The following is a 19,739-nucleotide window of genomic DNA, read 5'->3' on the forward strand; positions in this document are numbered from 1 at the left end:
TTAGCCCTGACTATGGTGGGCCGCTTTTTTAAGCTGATACTGACCCATTTTCACAAAACCGATATGGTCCGCCATCAACTGAGCTTCGTGCTCGCTGTGGGTAACCAGCAGCGCGGTCTGGCCAGCAGCGCGTAAAATATCCCGAACCTCATTACCAAGGCGCTCGCGTGTGCGCTTATCCAGGCTGGAGAAGGGCTCATCCAGCAGTAAAATTTCTGGGTGTGGCGCCAGCGCGCGGGCTAACGCGATGCGCTGCTGCTGCCCGCCAGAAAGTTCATGAGGGTAATGGTTAGCATGACTGTGCAATTCCACCATTTTCAACAGCTCCGTCACTCTGGCCTGTTGCGCTTCACGTGGCATACGCCGTAAACCGAAGGCGACGTTTTGTTGTGCGGTCAGATGGGGAAATAAGGCGTATTCCTGAAAGACCATGCCGACATGACGTTTTTCCGGGGGCAAATGAACGCCGGGGCCAGCGATACGCCGCTCTGAGACATAGATCTCTCCACACTGCAGTCGTTCAAAACCGGCAACTGCACGCAACACCGTTGTTTTCCCACAGCCTGAAGCGCCAAGCAGACAGGCAATTTCTCCTTTGCGTACCGACATTGAGAATCCGCTCAGGACCGGTTGCTGGCTGTTGCCGTAGGCAACGTGCACGTCCTGGAGTCGTAATGCGATTTCTGACATTGTTGCTCTCTTAACCACGGCGAGTCATCTGGTGACGCACCAACAATATAACGGGCAGTGTACCTGCTAAAACAATCATTAGCGCGGCGATAGCACCTTCTTCATAGGTCCCGCGGGCCGCTTCTGCATACAGCAGAGTGGCCAGCGTTTCGAAATTTACCGGGCGCAACAGCAGCGTTGTTGGCAGTTCTTTCATCGCATCGGCAAAAACCAGCAATGCGCTGCTCACTAATGCCGGACGCAGTAACGGAAAATGAACGCGGGCAAATGTTCCGGCACCGTTTTCGCCGAGTAATCGTGAAGCCTGTTCGAGTGACGGCGGGATGCGGCCCAGACCGGAGTCCAGCGCGCCGATGGCAATTGCCTGGAAACGCATCGCGCAGCAAATGACCAACAAAATACCGCCAGACATCAGCGGTAACCCGCGAATATCCAGTAAGTCGGCCAGCCAACGATCGACAGCCATAGCTGGGGGCAAAAAACCAATCGCCAGAATCGTTCCGGGCACCGCATAACCGAGGGAGGCCAGACGCATCACGCCACGACGAAAGCCAGGCATCGCGTTGTCTGCTGCGCTATGGCGTGCGCTCCAGGCCACCAGCAAGCTGACGCAAATCACCACCAGCGTGGTGCCTGCTGCCAGCAAGAGCGTATTTTGTAATGCTGAAAGCAACGAGGCGGAAAGGGGGCTCGTGTCCCCTAAGCGTTTGGCACTTTCCCACATCAAAAAGAGAACCGGGGCCACAAAGCCCAATATAACCGGTAGCGAAATGACCGCGCCGAGTAGCCAGCCACGCCAGCCGGGCACGCGAGTGGGTTGGATTTCCCGCAGGCTGCGGCTGCTGAATCCTTGCTTTCTGCGCCCGTAAAATTCCAGCGTCAGAATGAAGAAGATAAACATCAGCATCATGCAGGCGATTTGTGCGGCGGCGGATAAATCAGAGCGAGAGATCCACGTGGTGTAGACGGTAACGGTTAACGTTTGTACGCCGAGGAACTCCGATGCACCAATATCGTTGAGCGTTTCCAGAAGTGCCAGGCTGATGCCGACAGCCAGTGCCGGGCGCGCCATTGGAAGGGCGACCCGGAAGAACGTCCCGGCAGCGCTGCATCCCAGCGTGCGGGCAGCCTCAAGTAAATGGGCCGGTTGACTGATAAAGGTGGCGCGGGTCGTCAGGTAGACGTAAGGATAGAGCACTAAACCGAGCAAAATAATCGCGCCGGAAAGCGAACGCAAATCCGGTAGCCGGAACTGTCGTGGACTGTCAAAGCCCAGCAGGAAGCGGATAAAGGTTTGCAGAGGGCCAATCGGATGCAGTAGATCGAGCCAGGCAAAGGCGACGATGTAGGTTGGCATCGCCAGCGGCAGCAGCAACGCCCAACTGAGGATCTTACGTCCAGGAAAGTCCCATGCTGTGATGGCCCAGGCGCTGCCTACGCCAATCACGCCAACCAGCACGGCCACACCGGCTAACAGCAGTACGGTATTTTTTAATGCTGCAGGCAGCACAAACGTAATGAGATTGTCCCAGTGCGATAAATCCGACTGGGTAGCTTGCCAGATAAGCGCAATGATGGGAGTCAGGACGCCAAGCGCAATGCAAAGCGCCCCAAGGTGCAACGGCGTTAATAATGACTGCGGCCCGGAAACCAGGCCGCGTAACGTCGGAAACTGTAGAAGTTTATTGATCGAATCCAACTTTATCTACCAGCAGACTTGCTTGTTTACGGTATTTCACGATTTCGGTTAACGGAATTTTATCGACATCGATCTCACCAATTGTGGCGTTGATCACCGGATCGAGAGTGACACCTTTCAGTACCGGGTATTCGAAGTTCGCTTTTGCGTACTGCTGCTGGGCAGGTGCGGAAACCAGATATTCCATCAACTTAACGGCATCGGCTTTATTGGGGGCATAGCGTGCTACTGCCGCGCCGCTGATATTGACGTGCGTGCCGCCATTTTCAAAGGTTGGCTTAACGACTTTAATTGCATCGCCCCACTGACGTGCATCGCTGCCTTCTTTGGCGTTTTTCATATGGCCGACGTAATAGGAGTTCGCCAGGCCAATATCGCAAATACCCCCGAGGATATCGCGGGCAACGTCACGGTCGCCGCCAGTCGCTTTACGTGCCAGATTCGCTTTCACGCCACGCAGCCATTCTTCCGTTTTTGCTTCGCCGTGATGGGCAATCATCGCGGCGATCAGCGCCGTATTGTACGGATGCTGACCGGAACGAATACAAACCTTACCTTTGTACTCGGGGCTGGCGAGCTGTTCGTAATGCCAGTTATCGATTGGCATTGACTTCTCGGCGTACAACACTCGCGCACGCATTGACAGCGCAAACCACTGGTTATCTGCGCCGCGGAGATTGGCCGGAATAGCCGCTTTCAGTGCTTCTGACTCCACGGGTTGTGTCACACCCGCTTCGACTAAATCGATAAGGTTCCCGGCGTCAACGGTCATCAGCAGGTCGGCAGGGGAGTTTTTACCTTCCGCTTTAACACGCTCAAGCATGCCGTCCTTGATATAGACCGTGCTGACTTTTATACCGCTGGTTTTCGTCCAGCTATCAAGCAGGGGCTGAATCAGGCCCGGTTCACGGGTGGTATACAGCGTTAACGCATCCTGGGCGAAAGCCGGCAGGCTGACAGAGAGGACGAGAGCAGAAGCAAGCGTGATACGGCGCAGTCCAGTGCGAGGCAGAGCATTCATCGTTTATATCCCAGCGTAATTGGAACGTACAGTGACCCGGGCAGGGGCTCATTTTTTGCCTGCGTACAATAAATGATAATCACTAGCAATTACAATCATTGCAAAGTGTAAATAATTTACATTTACATAACTTTAATCAACGGTGTGAAGTGGCCTGTCCCTGTTATGGATAAGATATTTAGCATCCATGAATACACTGGGTTGCCGGCTGCCTGGCGTTACCAGACGTAATCACTTAAGCCCGCGTAATAAACGAGACAAAGTGATTAAGTACCCGGCTGACTTCGCGGCTTTTTAGCCATATCATCATGGTGTTCACTTTACCTATCTGTGGCGTAATCATATGACTGCGGACAGGGAAGTTATTCTCATACTGTCTGACAACATTTTCTGGCAACAGCGCAATCCCCATCCCGGCACTCACACAGCCAAGGATCGCCTGAAAAGAGCCAAATTCCAGAGGATCGGCGTAATCGACCCCCTGTAGGCTCAGCCATTCTCCCAGGCGGGAGCGATAGTTGCACCCTTTAACAAAAACCAGCGGCCTTGTCACCTGGAGGTCAGCGCCAGTAATGACATTCTGGTGCTCTGCCGCCGTTACCAGTACCAGCGTTTCCTGACATAACACGTGTGATTGCAGGGGCGAATTTTCCATATGCAGTCCCTGATGATCGGCAACGAATGCGATTTCCAGTTCATTGTTCAGAATGTGTTGCACCAGCGCCTCAGTAGGGGAGGTTTTCAGGTTTAACTCAATGGAAGGCATTTCGCGGTGGAAATTCGCCAGTATCGAAGGGAGACGTACCGCTGCGGTCGTTTCCATTGCACCAATTCGCAATGGCCCCGCCACTTTTGTTCCCAGCATCGACAATTCTGCTTCCTCTAACAACGCCAAAATTTTGTTGGCGTAACGCAGAAGCAGTTCGCCCTCAGGGGTAATGTAGAGTCGATTTTTCTCGCGCACAAACAGAGAGACATCAAGGCTGGCTTCCAGCTGTTTAAGGCGGGTTGTGACATTCGAAGAAACGCAGTTCAGACTACGTGCAGCAGCGGATATGGAGCCCGTTTCCGCCACCGTTTTAAACAAGTTCAGAGAGGTACTGTTCATAGAAGCATCACTCAAAGTGAATGTTTTCGTTATTTTTATTAACTTTTTATTATCATTTCCTTGTGTAAGATAACAATCAAACTTAATTCGTCTTTTGAGGCCAAAATATGGATCTCGATCACAGTGCTGTTGGCCTCCGTCAGTTGAGTACTGCTGTATTTGGTATGATCGTCTTGACCTTAGGAATGGGCATTGGGCGCTTTTTATATACGCCTATGCTCCCGCTTATGCTTCATGAAGGACTGTTTACCTTTTCACAATTATCCATAATTGCCAGCGCCAACTACGCAGGTTACCTTGTTGGCAGCCTCCTTTTCTCTTTTGGTATTTTTAGCGCTGTCAATAAGTTAAGAGTGTTGTTACTGGTCTCAGCACTACTTACCGTCGTGCTGATTTTTTTGATGGCAAAAGTGACCCAGCCAGAAATTATTTTGTTAATCAGGTTCCTCGCAGGTGTGGCAAGCGCGGGAATGATGATATTTGGTTCAATGCTGGTCCTTCAGCATACTCATAACCCTTTTGTTATCGCCTCTTTGTTTTCGGGCGTAGGAATGGGCATTTTTATCGGCAATGAATATGTCATTGCTGGCGTATCCTACGCCTTAAATTCACATGTGTTGTGGATTGGCGCAGCCATAATTTCAGCGATACTTTTCGTCATACTGACGATGCTATTGCCGAAAGATAAGTATATGATCTCCTCAGTAAAAGCTGCCGCAGGCGCGGAGTCGGATATCCAGTGGTGGAATTTAGCCTTACTGTATGGCCTGGCGGGGTTCGGTTATATCATTGTCGCCACGTATTTGCCGTTAATGGCCAGGGGGGGTGGCAACACTTTTTTAGCCGACCATATCTGGTCTATTGTCGGCCTTGCTGTTATTCCTGGCTGCTATGGCTGGCTCTGGGCTGCTCGCAAATGGAATATATTATCCTGCCTGAGCGTTAACTTAATTGTGCAAGCGAGTTGCGTAGTCATGGCCATATTTATTAACTCGCCACTGCTGTTAACCATTAGTTGTATTGGATTTGGCGGCACATTTATGGGTACAAGCTCTTTGGTCATGCCGTTGGCTAGAAAAATAAGCGCACCCCAGAAGATTAATCTCCTCGGTCTTGTTACGCTGACATATGGGATAGGGCAAATTCTAGGCCCATTAGTTGTCAGTGTCTTTCAGAGTAATAAAAATGGGATGACCTACTCCATATTGCTGGGGGCAGCCTCTTTATTTATCGCAGCAGCAATTAGTTATTGGCAATACAACAAAGTTAAATATTCTGGAAAATAATGATAATAGTTATATTTCAGCTAATAACCTTAATAGTTCTTGCGGCAGAACTAGTTTTCAAAAGCAGTATGACTCTGTTCTGCTGTTTAACGGGTTTGCGCTCTTCTCTCTGTGCGCATTTCCCATAATTATCTGGTTTACAGGAGTTTTTATGCCCTATGTAAATATTAAGATCACCAATGAAGGTGTTACCGATAAACAAAAGAAACAGCTGATGGAAGGTGTTACTCAGCTACTGGTGGATGTGCTTAACAAAAATCCTGACACCACTATTGTGGTTATTGACGAAGTCGATACTGATAACTGGGGAATTGGTGGCGTACCGGTGACCGAATTGCGTGAAAAAGCCAGCAAAGAGTGAATCTGATGGCGGGGGGGGGCTCCTCGCCTGATATCAGTTTGTGATAGAACAATTGACCTGGAGAGGGCGTCGATGAGAGTGTTGGCAGGTATTATCCTCTGTTTTCTCGTTGGGCAGGGATTCACGTTCTGTAATGTTCCACTGGGTATGATGTTTGGTGCCCTCTTTACCGTGATTATACTTAAGCGGGTTGGGATCTCCGTAACCTCAATGCCGGGGAGTATAACGGTCATCCAGCTTTCTCTCGGTATCTCAATCGGGATGATGTTTAGGGATTTTTCATATGGTGAACATCGCCAGTTCAGTCTTTTTTTTGCTCTGTTATTACTTTGCTTATCTTTGCAATTTACCTTGAGCTACTTCTGGTGTGTGCGGCGGTTGGGCTGGAGTAAAGAAGAGGCGCTTTTGGGTGCGGTGCCCGGAGCGATGGCGGCGGTGCTGGCGCTAGCCTCCCATATTAAGACTCCGCCACAAAAGATTGTTATCTCGCATTCTCTGCGTCTCATTACCCTGACGTTTCTGGCTGGCTACTTACAGCCCGACTGGAAGCCATTCTGGCCTGATGTTTTAGTCGCAATGCCATAATAACAAAAAGCCCGCTTAAGTTTCCTTAAGCGGGCTTCTTAAATATGGCTCCTCTGACTGGACTCGAACCAGTGACATACGGATTAACAGTCCGCCGTTCTACCGACTGAACTACAGAGGAATCGTTGTGGAGGCTTATCTTAGCGGCGAAAAAACTTTTGTCAAACCCCAATTCCTACATTGAGGATCAATTGGTGCTTCTCTCGACAGTTTGTTGCATTTACAGACATTTTAAATGGAAAAAACTTTGCAGCTTTTTTGATTCTCCCTCATCATTTGAAATGAGGTTTCAACTTTCTTCATTAAGGTCCACTTTGAACGTCTCCGCAGCCTTACGCCAGGTCGCATCCCGCACGTCCTGGTATGCCAAACGCAAGCGTTATAAAGTTCTCTTTTGGCGCGAAATTACCCCGCTTGCTGTCCCCATTTTTCTGGAAAACACCTGTGTACTCTTGATGGGAGTACTGAGCACCTTCCTGGTGAGCTGGTTGGGTAAAGAAGCTATGGCAGGCGTCGGACTCGCCGACAGCTTCAACATGGTCATCATGGCATTTTTCGCCGCCATCGACCTTGGCACGACGGTGGTGGTTGCTTTTAGTCTCGGAAAGCGCGATCGCCGACGCGCCAGAGCCGCAGCCAGACAATCACTGGTTATTATGACGATATTTGCTGTCGTACTGGCGGCGGTGATTCACTATTTCGGTGAGCAGATTATTGATGTCGTTGCAGGAGAAGCCACCCCTGATGTAAAAGCACTGGCACTTACCTATCTGGAATTAACAGTGCTCAGCTACCCTGCGGCGGCAATTGCGTTAATTGGCAGCGGCGCACTGCGCGGTGCCGGAAATACCAAAATACCGTTATTGATTAACGGTGGTATGAATATCCTGAACATTATTATCAGTAGCATCCTGATCTACGGCATTTTTTCCTGGCAAGGGCTGGGATTCGTCGGCGCAGGTCTGGGGTTGACGATTTCACGTTACATTGGTGCCATCGCCATTATATGGGTGCTGATGATTGGATTTAACCCAGCGCTGCGCATTCCCCTGAAGAGCTATTTTAAACCGCTGAATCTTGCCATCATCTGGGAAGTCATGGGGATTGGTATTCCTGCCAGTATAGAGTCAGTCCTGTTTAACGGTGGCAAGTTACTTACGCAGATGTTTGTTTCGGGTATGGGTACCAGCGTAATTGCCGGTAACTTCATTGCCTTTTCGATAGCGGCGCTGATCAACCTGCCGGGAAACGCTTTAGGTTCCGCGTCTACTATCATTACCGGCAGACGTCTGGGAAATGGACAGATTGCTCAGGCGGAAATCCAGTTGCGGCATGTATTCTGGCTCTCCACAATCGGATTAACCGCCATCGCCTGGCTAACCGCCCCGTTTGCTGGCGTGATGGCTTCGTTTTACACCCACGATCAGGATGTAAAAGAGGTCATTGTCATCCTGATTTGGCTGAACGCGGCATTTATGCCGATATGGGCAGCATCATGGGTTCTTCCTGCTGGATTTAAAGGTGCACGTGACGCCCGTTTCGCTATGTGGGTCTCCATGTTGGGGATGTGGGGCTGTCGTGTTGTCGCCGGCTACACCCTCGGGATCGTATTAGGATGGGGTGTCGTTGGCGTCTGGATGGGGATGTTCTTCGACTGGGCAGTACGGGCCGCGTTATTTTACTGGCGAATGGTCACAGGCCGTTGGCTGTGGAAATACCCACGTTCTGAACGTGAAAAGTGTATAAAACAACCGTCTACGTCTGAATAAACGACGAAATGAAGAATATTTCAGCAAACGATCACGAATATCCATTCAGGCTTTGACAACGCAGACAGGCATCGCTAATATTCGCCCCGTTCACACGATTCCTCTGTAGTTCAGTCGGTAGAACGGCGGACTGTTAATCCGTATGTCACTGGTTCGAGTCCAGTCAGAGGAGCCATATTTAAGAAGCTCGCTTAAGGAAACTTGAGCGGGCTTTTTGCTTTTTAGCTTTTCAGTAAATCCACCCGACATGCAGGTGGATACTTTACAGACTGGGTATTATCAGAACTGGTAGCTGGCAGTGAGGCTGACGTTACGCGGCTCACCATAGACGATAGAGCCTTCGACATTGGTATCGTAGGTTTTATCGAACAGGTTATTGATATTGCCCTGGAGGGCGAAATTCTTCGTTACCTGGTAGCGAGTGAATAAATCCACCAACGCGTAGCTTCCCTGTTCTGCACGGAACGTGCCGTATGGCGTCACGGTATCGCTATACACTCGATTCTGCCAGTTAACTCCGCCCCCCACGGTCAGTGCCGGCAGGGCAGGCAGGTTATAACGGGTGAACAGTTTTACCGTAGTACGCGGCAGGTTCGGATTGACGGCATTGCCGTCGTTGTCATCCGCAACGTACCGCGTTGCGCCGAAAGTCATCTGCCAGTTATCCGTGATCGCACCGTTCACTTCGAATTCAACGCCTTTGCTGACCGTTCCATCCATCGCTTTAAAGGCCGTATCCCCATTGCTACCGGCGATTGGTACGCCGGTTGATTGCGCCACGTTATCCTGCTCAATGCGGAATACGGCGAGGGTGGTGGTTAAACGGCTGTTCATCCAGTCTGATTTCAGACCAACCTCGTAGTTGTTGCCGGTAATCGGGGAGAGATATTTACCGGAACTGTCGCGTTTGTTCTGCGGCTGGAAGATAGAGGTATAGCTGGCGTAAGTGGACCAGTTATCATCGATGTCATAAACCAGACCCGCATAGGGCGTGGTGTGGTTTTGTTCCATGCTGTAGGTCAAGGTGTCGATACGCCAGTTGGTATAGCGCGCGCCGACGATCAAATGCAATGGGTCGGCCAGAGAAATGCGTGTCGCGGCGTACAGCGATTTCATGTGCGTGGTATCGTCCTGAGCCAATGACTGCGGGTTCCAGTTGGTTTCCGGGAAGTTACCATTGTAGGTATAGAAGCTGCCGATTTCGTTGGGGAAAACATTCGCCCACGAGCTCTCATAACGGTTATTTTGCTTGCTGTAACTGCCGCCCAGCATCAGGTTATGCTGACGACCAAACAGGTCGTAGCCACCATCGGCAAAGAGATCGACGGCATCGACTTTACGCTTGCCGCTGTTCCAGCCTGTTCCACCCACGTAATCATAGCCCGGTCCATAGTTGCCATAGGGACCGATCAGTGTGCCGTCAGCTTTATTAACGTAAGCGTCGACGTACATCATCTTGCTGTCGAACTTGACCTCGGAATGTGTGGCATTCAGGGTTGTTTGCCAGGTATCCGCGAAACGCTGTTTGAGTGACACGAAGACTTTGTTGATGTCTTTGTCATTGTAAGTCCAGTCCGGCGCGGTGCTGCGCGAGCGGTCGTAGCTGTTTTTGCTGCCATCGGTATTCCAGCGCGGCAAGCCGCCCCAGGTCGGACTGTTGATATCAATACGCTGGTATTCGTAACCTGCTGACAGGCTGGTGGTGTCGCCCAGATCGGCATCGACAATCCCCGAGAAAAACATTTTTTCATTGTTGTAACGGTCAAGCCAGGAATCGTTATTTTGATAACCCGCCACGATGCGGGCACGCACGTTGCCGTCTGTCGTCAATGGGCTTTGCAGATCGGTCACATAGCGTTGTTTATTCCAGCTGCCGTATTCCGCGGAGACATTCCCCGTGAACTCACGGCTGGTGGCATGCTTACGGATCATGTTAATGGAGGCTGAAGGGTTACCCGTGCCGGTCATTAACCCGTTTGCGCCACGAACCACCTCTATACGTTCAAACAAGGCCGTGTCAGAAAGGGCATCGCCGAGGTTCCAGCGGGATTCAAAATAGGTCGGGATCCCATCGACCATGTAGTTATCGATCTGGAATCCGCGAGAGAAATAGCTGCTGCGATCAGAGTCCGCCTGGCTTTTACTGATCCCCAGGGTGTTATCCATCACATCGCCCAGTGTCTGGAGTTGCTGATCTTCCATACGCTGTTGGCTGACGATGCTGACAGATTGCGGGATATCTCGCTGTGTCATCTGCATTTTTGTGCCTGCGGATGTCGATTTAACGCTGTAATCCTGCTCATCACTGGATGTGGCGGAGGCTGAACCATCAACGATCACGGTCTCTTCTGCGGAGGCGGCGAGGCTGGTACAAGGCAATAACGCAGCCGTAATACAGGCTGCCAGGAGGGATGGGACAATGGCAGAACGATGCTGTTCGTCCCTGTAGTGTGTTGTGAAAGACATCGGAAAGTCCTTGATAATTATTAATATTAAGTTCGAATCACGTGACTGCGTAATGAACCCTTTGGCTGTTAATTATTTTTCTTTCATGAGAATGCAAATGCGAAATATACGCATTCATATTCAATGTGTAAACAAATGCTACGCATAAATGAAATATTGTTTCAGTACTATGTCTGAGCGATAGCGCCGGGAAATGGTTATAAGAACAGCGCTGGCAGGGCTTTTTGCTTAAAAAATCGAGGGTTAAAGTTGAAAGAGCGTGAGTAACTCGCTCATACTCTATACTCGCAGAGTCACCCGGCGTAGCATGGCACAACGCATGGGCTCTTAATGAAAAAGGAAAACGTCGTGGCAGAAGAAACTATATTCAGCAAAATTATTCGTCGTGAAATTCCGTCGGACATCGTATACCAGGATGAACTGGTCACTGCGTTTCGTGATATTTCACCTCAGGCACCAACGCATATTCTGATCATCCCGAACGTTTTAATCCCAACCGTCAACGATGTGACGGCAGAGCATGAGCAGGCGCTGGGACGAATGATCACAGTGGCGGCGAAAATCGCTGAGCAGGAAGGCATTGCCGAAGATGGATACCGTTTGATTATGAATACCAACCGTCACGGCGGTCAGGAGGTGTATCACATTCATATGCATCTGCTGGGTGGACGTGCGCTTGGTCCAATGCTCGCGCATAAAGGTCTTTAAAAATGACCAGAGGATGCATTGCGCTTACGTTGGGTCTGCTGTTGCTGGCTGGCTGCCGTTCACACCCGGAAATTCCGGTCAGTGATGAACAGTCTCTGGTGATGGAATCAACAGTACTGGCGGCGGGTATCACCGCAGAGCCGCCTGAATTAACAACGTCTGATATTCAGGCCTCAGCATCCTCACGACTCTATAACGAAAGACAAGAACCCGTTACCGTTCATTATCGGTTTTACTGGTATGACGCCAGAGGGCTGGAGATGCACCCTCTGGAAGCGCCACGCAGCATGACTATCCCGGCTCGTTCGTCGGTAACGCTGTACGGCAGCGCCAATTATCTGGGGGCGCACAAGGTTAGGCTTTATCTTTATTTGTAAGGGGTGAATCTTGAAGATCAAAATGAATCGCTACGCATTGATTGCCGCGCTGGCGATGTTTCTCTCTGGTTGTGTGGCTCAACGTGAGCCCGCGCCGGTAGAGGAAGTGAAGCCAGTACCGGAACAACCCGTGCAGCCGCAACAGCCAGTTCCGGTTGTACCAACGGTGCCAACCATACCGCAGCAGCCGGGTCCGATTGAACACGAGGACCAAACGGCGCAGCCAACCCCACGTCAGCGTCATTATGACTGGAACGGGGCAATGCAGCCGATGGTCGGCAAAATGCTGCAAGCTGAGGGTGTGAAAGCTGGGGGCGTACTGCTGGTTGATAGCGTAAATAACCGTACCAACGGCTCGTTAAACGCGGGTGAAGCCACCGAGACTTTGCGAAATGCGCTGGCGAATAATGGTAAATTTACCCTGGTTTCTGCGCAGCACTTGGCAGTAGCCAAGCAGCAGTTAGGTCTGTCGCCGAACGACAGCCTGGGAACACGCAGCAAAGCGATTGGTATTGCCCGTAACGTTGGCGCGCAGTATGTGCTCTATTCCAGCGCTTCCGGTAACGTCAATTCACCTGCGCTGCAAATGCAATTAATGCTGGTACAAACTGGCGAGATAATCTGGTCAGGTAAAGGTGCCGTTCAGCAACAATAACAAACTGACGCGCGATGAAGTTCTGTCGCGCTATTTCCCGCAGTATCATCCCGTCGCAGCCAGCCAGAGCGGCCTAAGCGGCGGGAGCTGCATCATCGAATATCAAGCCCACCGTTTAGTGCTGCGCTGTCATCACGATCCTTACGCGCCAGAATCGCATTTCTTACGCCACTATCATGCGTTAAAGCATTTGCCAGAAAGTCTTGCGCCGCGTCCTCGCTTTTATACGCGCGGATGGATGGTCGTCGACTTTTTTCACGGTAAGGTAGAATCCAGATTACCGGACGCCGACGAACTCGCTGGCTTATTGTATCATCTGCACCAGCAGCCCCGATTCGGCTGGCGAATCAGCCTGCTGCCGCTACTCGAGCAGTACTGGCAGTGTAGCGATCCAGCACGTCGTACGCCATGCTGGTTGCGCGCCCTGAAGCGGCTAAGAAAAAGCGGTGAGCCTCGACCTTTGCGCCTGGGGCCGCTGCATATGGATGTCCACGGCGACAACATCGTACGTACAGACTCAGGGCTGCGGCTGATTGACTGGGAATATGCCGGCGACGGTGATATCGCGCTGGAACTGGCGGCGGTATGGGTCAGCGATGAGTCCCAGCACCAAAGGCTGGTTAGCGCCTACGCCCAACGAGCGCATATTGAGCAAGATGCGCTCTGGCGACAGGTCAGGCGATGGCAAATCTGGATAATGATGCTGAAGGCGGGGTGGTTTGAGTATCGCTGGCAACAAACCGGCGATCGACAATTTATCAGGCTGGCCGATGAAACCTGGCGGCAGCTAACAATGAAAGGATAAGGAGAGCAGTGTGGGCCCAGTAATGTTGGATGTCGAAGGGTATGAGCTGGACGCTGAAGAGCGTGAGATTCTGGCGCATCCACTGGTAGGTGGGTTGATCCTCTTTACCCGAAATTATCATGACCCGGAACAGTTGCGTGAATTAGTGCGCCAGATCCGCGCGGCATCGCGTAATCATCTGGTGGTGGCAGTGGATCAGGAAGGGGGGCGCGTCCAGCGCTTTCGTGAAGGTTTTACCCGTCTGCCCGCGGCGCAATCTTTTGCTGCACTGCATGGGCTGGAAGAGGGGGGCAAACTGGCTCAGGAAGCTGGATGGCTGATGGCCAGTGAAATGATCGCGATGGATATTGATATTAGCTTCGCGCCCGTTCTGGATGTGGGGCATATCAGCGCAGCAATCGGCGAGCGCTCTTACCATGCCGATCCGCAAAAAGCGTTAGCGATGGCAACCCGCTTTATTGATGGCATGCATGCGGCCGGAATGAAAACGACCGGTAAACACTTCCCCGGACATGGTGCAGTGACGGCGGATTCGCATAAAGAAACGCCAACCGATCCGCGTTCGGAAGCCGAGATCCGCGCGAAAGATATGTCGGTATTCCAGACGTTAATCACTGAAAACAAACTGGATGCCATTATGCCTGCGCACGTCATCTACAGTGATGTGGACCCGCGCCCGGCGAGCGGCTCGCCACACTGGTTAAAAACGGTACTGCGTCAGGAGCTGGGTTTTGACGGCGTGATTTTCTCCGACGATTTGTCGATGGAAGGTGCGGCGATTATGGGGAGCTACGCAGAGCGCGGGCAGGCATCGCTGGATGCAGGTTGCGATATGATCCTGGTCTGCAATAATCGTAAGGGAGCGGTCAGTGTGTTAGATAATCTGTCGCCGATCAATGCAGAACGTGTTACACGTTTGTATCATAAAGGTTCATTTTCACGTCAGGAACTGATGGACTCGGCACGCTGGAAGACGGTAAGCGCCCAGCTCAACCAGCTTCATGAGCGCTGGCAGGAAGAGAAAGCAGGTCATTAACGCACGTTTGGCGAGGATGCGATGATTATCTATTTACACGGTTTTGACTCTAACAGTCCGGGCAACCACGAGAAAGTATTGCAACTGCAATTTATTGACCCGGATGTCAGGCTGATTAGCTACAGTACGCGGCATCCTAAACATGATATGCAGCATCTGCTGAAAGAAGTGGACAAAATGCTGCAGCTTAATGTCGACGACCGACCGCTGATTTGTGGCGTCGGGCTCGGGGGATATTGGGCAGAACGAATTGGTTTCCTGTGTGATATTCGTCAGGTGGTGTTTAACCCTAACCTGTTCCCGTATGAGAATATGGAAGGGAAAATCGACAGGCCGGAAGAGTATGCTGATATCGCCACAAAATGTGTGACCAACTTCCGCGAGAAAAATCGCGATCGCTGCCTGGTTATTCTGTCACGCCATGATGAAGCCTTGAACAGCCAGCGTTCATCGGAGGAGCTGCATCATTACTATGAAATTGTATGGGATGAAGAACAAACCCATAAATTCAAAAACATCTCCCCGCATTTGCAGCGAATCAAAGCGTTCAAGACGTTAGGTTAATCTTTACTGAGCGTTTAAAAAACCAGCCTTCGGGCTGGTTTTTTTGTCCTAAAAGTCTGGGTTGTCTATCTTTTCAGCATCAAAACTTGATGCACATCAATTTTGGTATGACCAATGCACCGTTCGTGTTATTCTCAGTCTCGAGGAACATTTTCAATATCGTAACTTGTTGTTAATTAAAGGCTATATACATAACTTTTAATTAACAATTGGTTGATAAATTTGAGGGGGTCACGTTGACTACACCATTGAAAAGGATCGTGATTGTCGGCGGCGGTGCTGGCGGACTGGAAATGGCGACGCAGTTGGGTAAAAAACTGGGTCGTAAGAAAAAGGCAAAAATCACGCTGGTAGACAGAAACCACAGCCACCTGTGGAAACCGTTGCTGCACGAAGTGGCAACAGGATCGCTGGATGAAGGTGTTGATGCGCTGAGCTATCTGGCGCATGCCCGTAACCATGGGTTCCAGTTCCAGCTGGGTTCGGTGATGGATATCGATCGTGAAGCGAAAACCATCACGATTGCTGAGCTGCGAGACGAGAAAGGCGATCTGCTGGTTCCTGAGCGTAAAGTGCCATATGACACGCTGGTGATGGCACTGGGCAGTACGTCCAACGATTTCAACACGCCGGGCGTCAAAGAGAACTGTATTTTCCTCGATAACCCGCACCAGGCGCGTCGCTTCCACCAGGAAATGCTGAATCTGTTCCTGAAATATTCTGCAAACCTGGGCGCGAACGGCAAAGTGAATATCGCTATCGTCGGCGGTGGTGCAACGGGGGTAGAACTCTCCGCTGAGCTGCACAATGCGGTAAAACAGTTGCACAGCTATGGTTATAAAGGGCTGACCAATGAAGCGCTGAACGTCACACTGGTGGAAGCCGGTGAACGTATTTTGCCAGCGTTGCCGCCGCGTATTTCCAGCGCCGCGCATAACGAGTTAACCAAGCTGGGCGTACGCGTACTGACTCAGACGATGGTCACCAGCGCTGACGAAGGTGGGTTGCATACCAAAGATGGCGAGTACATCAAAGCTGATCTGATGGTGTGGGCAGCAGGTATCAAAGCGCCAGACTTTATGAAAGAGATTGGTGGTCTGGAAACCAACCGTATCAACCAGCTGGTGGTTGAACCAACCCTGCAGACGTCGCGTGATCCGGACATCTATGCGATTGGTGACTGTGCTTCCTGCGCGCGTCCGGAAGGGGGGTTTGTGCCGCCGCGTGCCCAGGCTGCGCACCAGATGGCATCCTGCGCGATGAACAACATTCTGGCGCAGATGAACGGTAAACCGCTAAAAGCGTATCAGTATAAAGATCACGGTTCTCTGGTTTCTCTCTCCAACTTCTCTACCGTGGGCAGTCTGATGGGCAACCTGACGCGTGGCTCAATGATGGTGGAAGGGCGTATTGCACGCTTTGTCTACATTTCACTGTACCGTATGCACCAGATTGCGCTGCATGGTTACTTCAAAACCGGCCTGATGATGTTGGTTGGCAGCATTAACCGGGTGATTCGTCCGCGTCTTAAACTGCACTAATACTGGCTTATAATGCCGGATGGAATGCTTCATCCGGCACTTTCTTTCAGAGTTCTCTGAATCATGCTGCTTTACCCCCTTTCTCCGCGATTTTCATCCGTAATCTGATTGGCATTATTTACCTTCTGTTGCAAAGTTGTTGCTAATAGCAAAAAAGGAGGAAGTCCCGTGAATAAATCAATGTTGGCGGGTATAGGGATTGGCGTAGCTGCTGCGCTGGGTGTGGCAGCGGTGGCCAGTCTAAACGTTTTTGAGCGTGGCCCACAGTTTGCACAAGTCGTCTCTGCAACACCGATTAAAGAAACGGTAAAAACACCGCGCCAGGAATGTCGTAACGTAACGGTTACTCACCGTAAACCTGTACAGGATGAAAACCGTATTGCCGGTTCCGTGCTGGGCGCGGTTGCCGGGGGCATAATTGGTCATCAGTTTGGTGGTGGCCGCGGCAAAGACATTGCGACCGTTGCTGGTGCGCTAGGTGGCGGTTATGCAGGTAACCAGATTCAGGGGTCAATGCAGGAAAACGATACGTACACAACCACACAACAACGTTGTAAAACAGTGTATGACAAATCAGAAAAAATGCTGGGCTACGACGTAACGTATAAAATTGGCGATCAGCAGGGCAAAATCCGCATGGATAAAGATCCCGGTACGCAAATTCCGCTGGATAACAACGGTCAGTTGGTTCTGAATAACAAGGCGTAAAATAGCGTTATCATGAATATTAGCCCCCCATCGCTCAGGCTGGGGGGCTTTTTTTATCAGAAGGTTAAGGCATAGTTCAAACCAAAGGTGCGACCCCGACCTTTGTATTCATACAAGGATGGACTGCCATAAGTCGGGCTGTAGAGTAACGGTGCACGCTGTCCCCAGAGGGTGGTGTACTCTTCATTCAGCAGGTTCTCAACGCTAAAGGTCAGTTTACCCAGCGGGAGCTGATAGCTGCCGATAAAGTCCATCGTATTGTACCCATCCAGCTTGTTGCCACTGGCGTCGGTCAGATCAAATGTTTGCTGGCTCTGTACGCGCAAGGTCCACGGTTCCGGCGCCCAGCCAACCCATGCGGTTGCTTTAGATGGCGAAGCCAGAGTGACATCCCATTTTTGCCATTTACCGTTTTGCTTCACTTCCGATTTAATGATGTTGAAGTTACTTCCCAGGCTCCAGTCCGTATCCGCAATGAAATAATCTACCGCGCCTTCAAGGCCATAAATGCGGCGATCGTCGGGTTGAACGTTAATGGTCATATCGCTGCGGTTGATAACGATCGATTTATCCGAAGTCGAGTAGTAAGCGGCCAGTTGCGTGCGCAGACTATCACCGGTGTAGCGCCACCCCAGTTCGTAAGAGTTAACTTTAATGCCTTCCAGACGTGAATCCGCTACGTTAACACTGCGCTGGAGCTGATAATGATCGCCAACCAGCGAGTAGGTACCGTTGCCGTAGTATTTTCCGGGGTCGGGAAGTTCCACACCTTGAGAGAAGTTGAACCAGGTCTGCTGGCGATCGGTCAGGTGTGCGAGGATGCCCGCGTTAAACAGGAAGTTATCATAGTCTGCTTTGCCACCCGGGATACTATCAGCAGAGTTCGCCAGACCCGTTGCGATGCCTTGTTGTTGCGTATAGCCGACAAAATCATCAACGCGGTTTTCAGTCCACTGGTAGCGGATACCGCCGCTGAGCGTAAAGATGTCATTAATGTCGTAGCTGTTTTGCAGGAAAGGCGCGAAGTTGGTGATGCTGTAACCGGGATAGCGCCCGGTGGTGTAGGCCGTTCGGTTATCCATACCGCCAGAGGGGAGGGAATAAGCCAGATCGAAGAATTCTTGATTGGAATCGAATGTTTCGTGATCGGCGTCGATACCCCATGTCAGTTCCCAGTTTTCCATCAGCTGGCTGTTGAGGGTGATTTTGGCACCAAACTGGTCAGTATCCTGCTGTGATGCGGAGAAACTGGTGACCTTACCTTTGCTCAGCGTAGGGAAGGGATAGAATTTAAGTGATTCGTCACGGTAATAGATCTGGCTGACCAGATTCTGGCCGAAGAAATTGGCATCGGAATATTGCAGACTGATCAGATGCCGTTCCGTGCCGGGGATACGGTCGGAATTGAGACCGCTGCTGGTATGAGCGTTGCCGGTTCCCGTCACGGCAGACATGTTCTTGCCGAGATCCAGTCCGTAGTCGTCATCTCCCTGGCTTTTGTAGTACTGCGTAACCAGCTGCAGCTGGCGGTTGTCATCAAGCTCAATCGTCCCGGTACCCATCAGATCCAGGCGATCGGAATGCTGCAGACCGGTTTGGGTATTATCGAGCATTAAGGCGTCGTGGTTGGCATCATACCACCCCCCAAACCGTTGATAAGCGACAGACATGCGTCCGGATGCGCGGTCGGTTCCTCCGCTCACTGCGGCGGCAACACGCTCGTCATGATCGTTACTGTTGTTGAAACCGCTTTTGCTGCCCAGCTCGAGTTCAACTTCACGCTCAGGCTGACCTTTTTTGGTGACGATGTTGATCAAACCACCGGTACTTCCGCCGCCATACAGTGATGTTGCCCCAGAGATAACTTCAATGTGTGCAATATTAAACGGATCAATGGAGTCGAGCTGGCGGCTGTCGGTGCGGGAAGAGTTGAGACGAACACCGTCAATAAGCACAACGATGGCGCGACCACGCATGTTCATCCCGTAGTTGGTCCGTCCCTGGCTGCTAACGTCGATTCCGGGGATCAACTGAGCCAGAACATCTTTAAACTCTTTCCCCCCCTGAACCTGCTGTTCAATCTCTCTGCCTTCGATAACCCATGTCGTTTGCGCCATTTCTGCCACGGTGCGTTGGCTCCGGTTGGCGCTGACGATGAGGTTCTCTTCCTCAGCCGCAATGGCCGGTAGGGTTAAAGACAACAGGAGAGGATTGAGCACCCAGAGACGCTTATTCATTTGTATTCCTTTTAAAAAGAGTCGATCTGTTTTTGTTATAGCGGTAGAGAAACCGATGGTTACATTGTGAAACAGGCATTAAAACAAATGCGAATATTGCTGATAACAATTGTCGTTATCAAT

The 19,739-nt window shown here is 51.1% G+C and carries 19 protein-coding genes and 2 tRNA genes; 14 read left to right on the top strand and 7 right to left on the bottom strand.

All coding sequences use genetic code 11. The features are described from left to right. The 4 genes from JTI85_RS09645 to JTI85_RS09660 all read right to left on the bottom strand — a co-directional run bounded on the left by JTI85_RS09645 (position 1) and on the right by JTI85_RS09660 (position 4,518). Positions 1-690 (bottom strand): ABC transporter ATP-binding protein, encoded by a 690-nt coding sequence (locus JTI85_RS09645; protein ID WP_061067724.1) that lies wholly within the window; start codon positions 688-690, stop codon positions 1-3. A 10-nt stretch (positions 691-700) separates the two neighbouring features. Next, complete coding sequence (locus tag JTI85_RS09650) at positions 701-2,389, bottom strand: iron ABC transporter permease (RefSeq protein ID WP_048211971.1); 1,689 nt, start codon at positions 2,387-2,389, stop codon at positions 701-703. Beyond that, positions 2,373-3,410, bottom strand: coding sequence for an extracellular solute-binding protein (locus tag JTI85_RS09655; protein ID WP_048211970.1), 1,038 nt, complete (start codon positions 3,408-3,410; stop codon positions 2,373-2,375). The genes JTI85_RS09650 and JTI85_RS09655 overlap by 17 nt, the downstream gene beginning before the upstream one ends. Positions 3,411-3,645: 235 nt before the next feature. Further along, a complete protein-coding gene (locus JTI85_RS09660) occupies positions 3,646-4,518 on the bottom strand; it encodes a LysR family transcriptional regulator (RefSeq protein WP_219352503.1) in 873 nt (290 codons plus the stop codon). Positions 4,519-4,625: 107 nt separating this feature from the next. On the opposite strand from JTI85_RS09660, the gene JTI85_RS09665 reads away from it, so the two are divergent. From JTI85_RS09665 to JTI85_RS09675, 3 genes are all read left to right on the top strand, one after another. Beyond that, positions 4,626-5,804: an MFS transporter gene (locus JTI85_RS09665; RefSeq protein ID WP_061067727.1), complete on the top strand. Its 1,179-nt coding sequence runs from the start codon at positions 4,626-4,628 to the stop codon at positions 5,802-5,804. 151 nt (positions 5,805-5,955) lie between these two features. Next, positions 5,956-6,165: a 4-oxalocrotonate tautomerase family protein gene (locus JTI85_RS09670; RefSeq protein ID WP_061067728.1), complete on the top strand. Its 210-nt coding sequence runs from the start codon at positions 5,956-5,958 to the stop codon at positions 6,163-6,165. Between the two features lie 72 nt (positions 6,166-6,237). Further along, positions 6,238-6,750 carry an AbrB family transcriptional regulator gene (locus JTI85_RS09675; RefSeq protein ID WP_082193760.1) on the top strand — a complete coding sequence of 171 codons (513 nt, stop codon included), beginning with the start codon at positions 6,238-6,240 and terminating at the stop codon, positions 6,748-6,750. A 45-nt stretch (positions 6,751-6,795) separates the two neighbouring features. Here the strand turns inward: JTI85_RS09675 and JTI85_RS09680 are convergent. Beyond that, positions 6,796-6,871, bottom strand: a tRNA-Asn gene (locus tag JTI85_RS09680). A gap of 6 nt (positions 6,872-6,877) precedes the next feature. On the opposite strand from JTI85_RS09680, the gene JTI85_RS21760 reads away from it, so the two are divergent. The 3 genes from JTI85_RS21760 (at position 6,878) to JTI85_RS09690 (ending at position 8,694) form a co-directional block, all read left to right on the top strand. Further along, positions 6,878-6,934 (top strand): DUF5951 family protein, encoded by a 57-nt coding sequence (locus JTI85_RS21760; RefSeq protein WP_350203164.1) that lies wholly within the window; start codon positions 6,878-6,880, stop codon positions 6,932-6,934. A 97-nt stretch (positions 6,935-7,031) separates the two neighbouring features. Continuing rightward, positions 7,032-8,519: an EmmdR/YeeO family multidrug/toxin efflux MATE transporter gene (locus JTI85_RS09685; protein WP_304502701.1), complete on the top strand. Its 1,488-nt coding sequence runs from the start codon at positions 7,032-7,034 to the stop codon at positions 8,517-8,519. 99 nt (positions 8,520-8,618) lie between these two features. Continuing rightward, a tRNA-Asn gene (locus tag JTI85_RS09690) sits at positions 8,619-8,694 on the top strand. Positions 8,695-8,798: 104 nt separating this feature from the next. Here the strand turns inward: JTI85_RS09690 and fhuE are convergent. Continuing rightward, complete coding sequence (gene fhuE, locus JTI85_RS09695; protein ID WP_219352506.1) at positions 8,799-10,985, bottom strand: ferric-rhodotorulic acid/ferric-coprogen receptor FhuE; 2,187 nt, start codon at positions 10,983-10,985, stop codon at positions 8,799-8,801. A 348-nt stretch (positions 10,986-11,333) separates the two neighbouring features. On the opposite strand from fhuE, the gene hinT reads away from it, so the two are divergent. The 8 genes from hinT to JTI85_RS09735 all read left to right on the top strand — a co-directional run bounded on the left by hinT (position 11,334) and on the right by JTI85_RS09735 (position 17,379). After that, positions 11,334-11,693, top strand: coding sequence for a purine nucleoside phosphoramidase (gene hinT / locus JTI85_RS09700; protein ID WP_005121105.1), 360 nt, complete (start codon positions 11,334-11,336; stop codon positions 11,691-11,693). A gap of 2 nt (positions 11,694-11,695) precedes the next feature. Next, positions 11,696-12,070 carry a YcfL family protein gene (locus JTI85_RS09705; protein ID WP_048211964.1) on the top strand — a complete coding sequence of 125 codons (375 nt, stop codon included), beginning with the start codon at positions 11,696-11,698 and terminating at the stop codon, positions 12,068-12,070. A gap of 22 nt (positions 12,071-12,092) precedes the next feature. Then, the gene (gene lpoB, locus JTI85_RS09710; protein ID WP_219352574.1) at positions 12,093-12,725 is read left to right on the top strand and encodes a penicillin-binding protein activator LpoB; all 633 of its coding nucleotides are present in this window, start codon (positions 12,093-12,095) and stop codon (positions 12,723-12,725) included. Then, on the top strand, positions 12,706-13,530 hold the full coding sequence (gene thiK / locus JTI85_RS09715; RefSeq protein ID WP_219352508.1) for a thiamine kinase: 825 nt from the start codon (positions 12,706-12,708) through the stop codon (positions 13,528-13,530). The genes lpoB and thiK overlap by 20 nt, the downstream gene beginning before the upstream one ends. Before the next feature lie 10 nt (positions 13,531-13,540). Beyond that, a complete protein-coding gene (gene nagZ / locus JTI85_RS09720) occupies positions 13,541-14,566 on the top strand; it encodes a beta-N-acetylhexosaminidase (RefSeq protein WP_115602217.1) in 1,026 nt (341 codons plus the stop codon). Positions 14,567-14,587: 21 nt separating this feature from the next. Further along, a complete protein-coding gene (ycfP, locus tag JTI85_RS09725; RefSeq protein WP_061067733.1) occupies positions 14,588-15,130 on the top strand; it encodes an alpha/beta hydrolase YcfP in 543 nt (180 codons plus the stop codon). A 236-nt stretch (positions 15,131-15,366) separates the two neighbouring features. Next, entirely contained in the window at positions 15,367-16,671 is a 1,305-nt protein-coding gene (gene ndh, locus JTI85_RS09730; RefSeq protein WP_048211961.1) for an NADH-quinone dehydrogenase, read from the top strand. A 168-nt stretch (positions 16,672-16,839) separates the two neighbouring features. After that, a complete protein-coding gene (locus JTI85_RS09735) occupies positions 16,840-17,379 on the top strand; it encodes a glycine zipper 2TM domain-containing protein (RefSeq protein WP_219352509.1) in 540 nt (179 codons plus the stop codon). Between the two features lie 56 nt (positions 17,380-17,435). Here the strand turns inward: JTI85_RS09735 and JTI85_RS09740 are convergent, their stop codons facing one another. Then, positions 17,436-19,616: a TonB-dependent siderophore receptor gene (locus tag JTI85_RS09740; protein ID WP_200036655.1), complete on the bottom strand. Its 2,181-nt coding sequence runs from the start codon at positions 19,614-19,616 to the stop codon at positions 17,436-17,438. Positions 19,617-19,739: the final 123 nt, after the last annotated feature.

The sequence above is a fragment of the Citrobacter sp. Colony219 genome, assembly GCF_019382635.1.
Lineage (GTDB): Bacteria > Pseudomonadota > Gammaproteobacteria > Enterobacterales > Enterobacteriaceae > Citrobacter > Citrobacter youngae.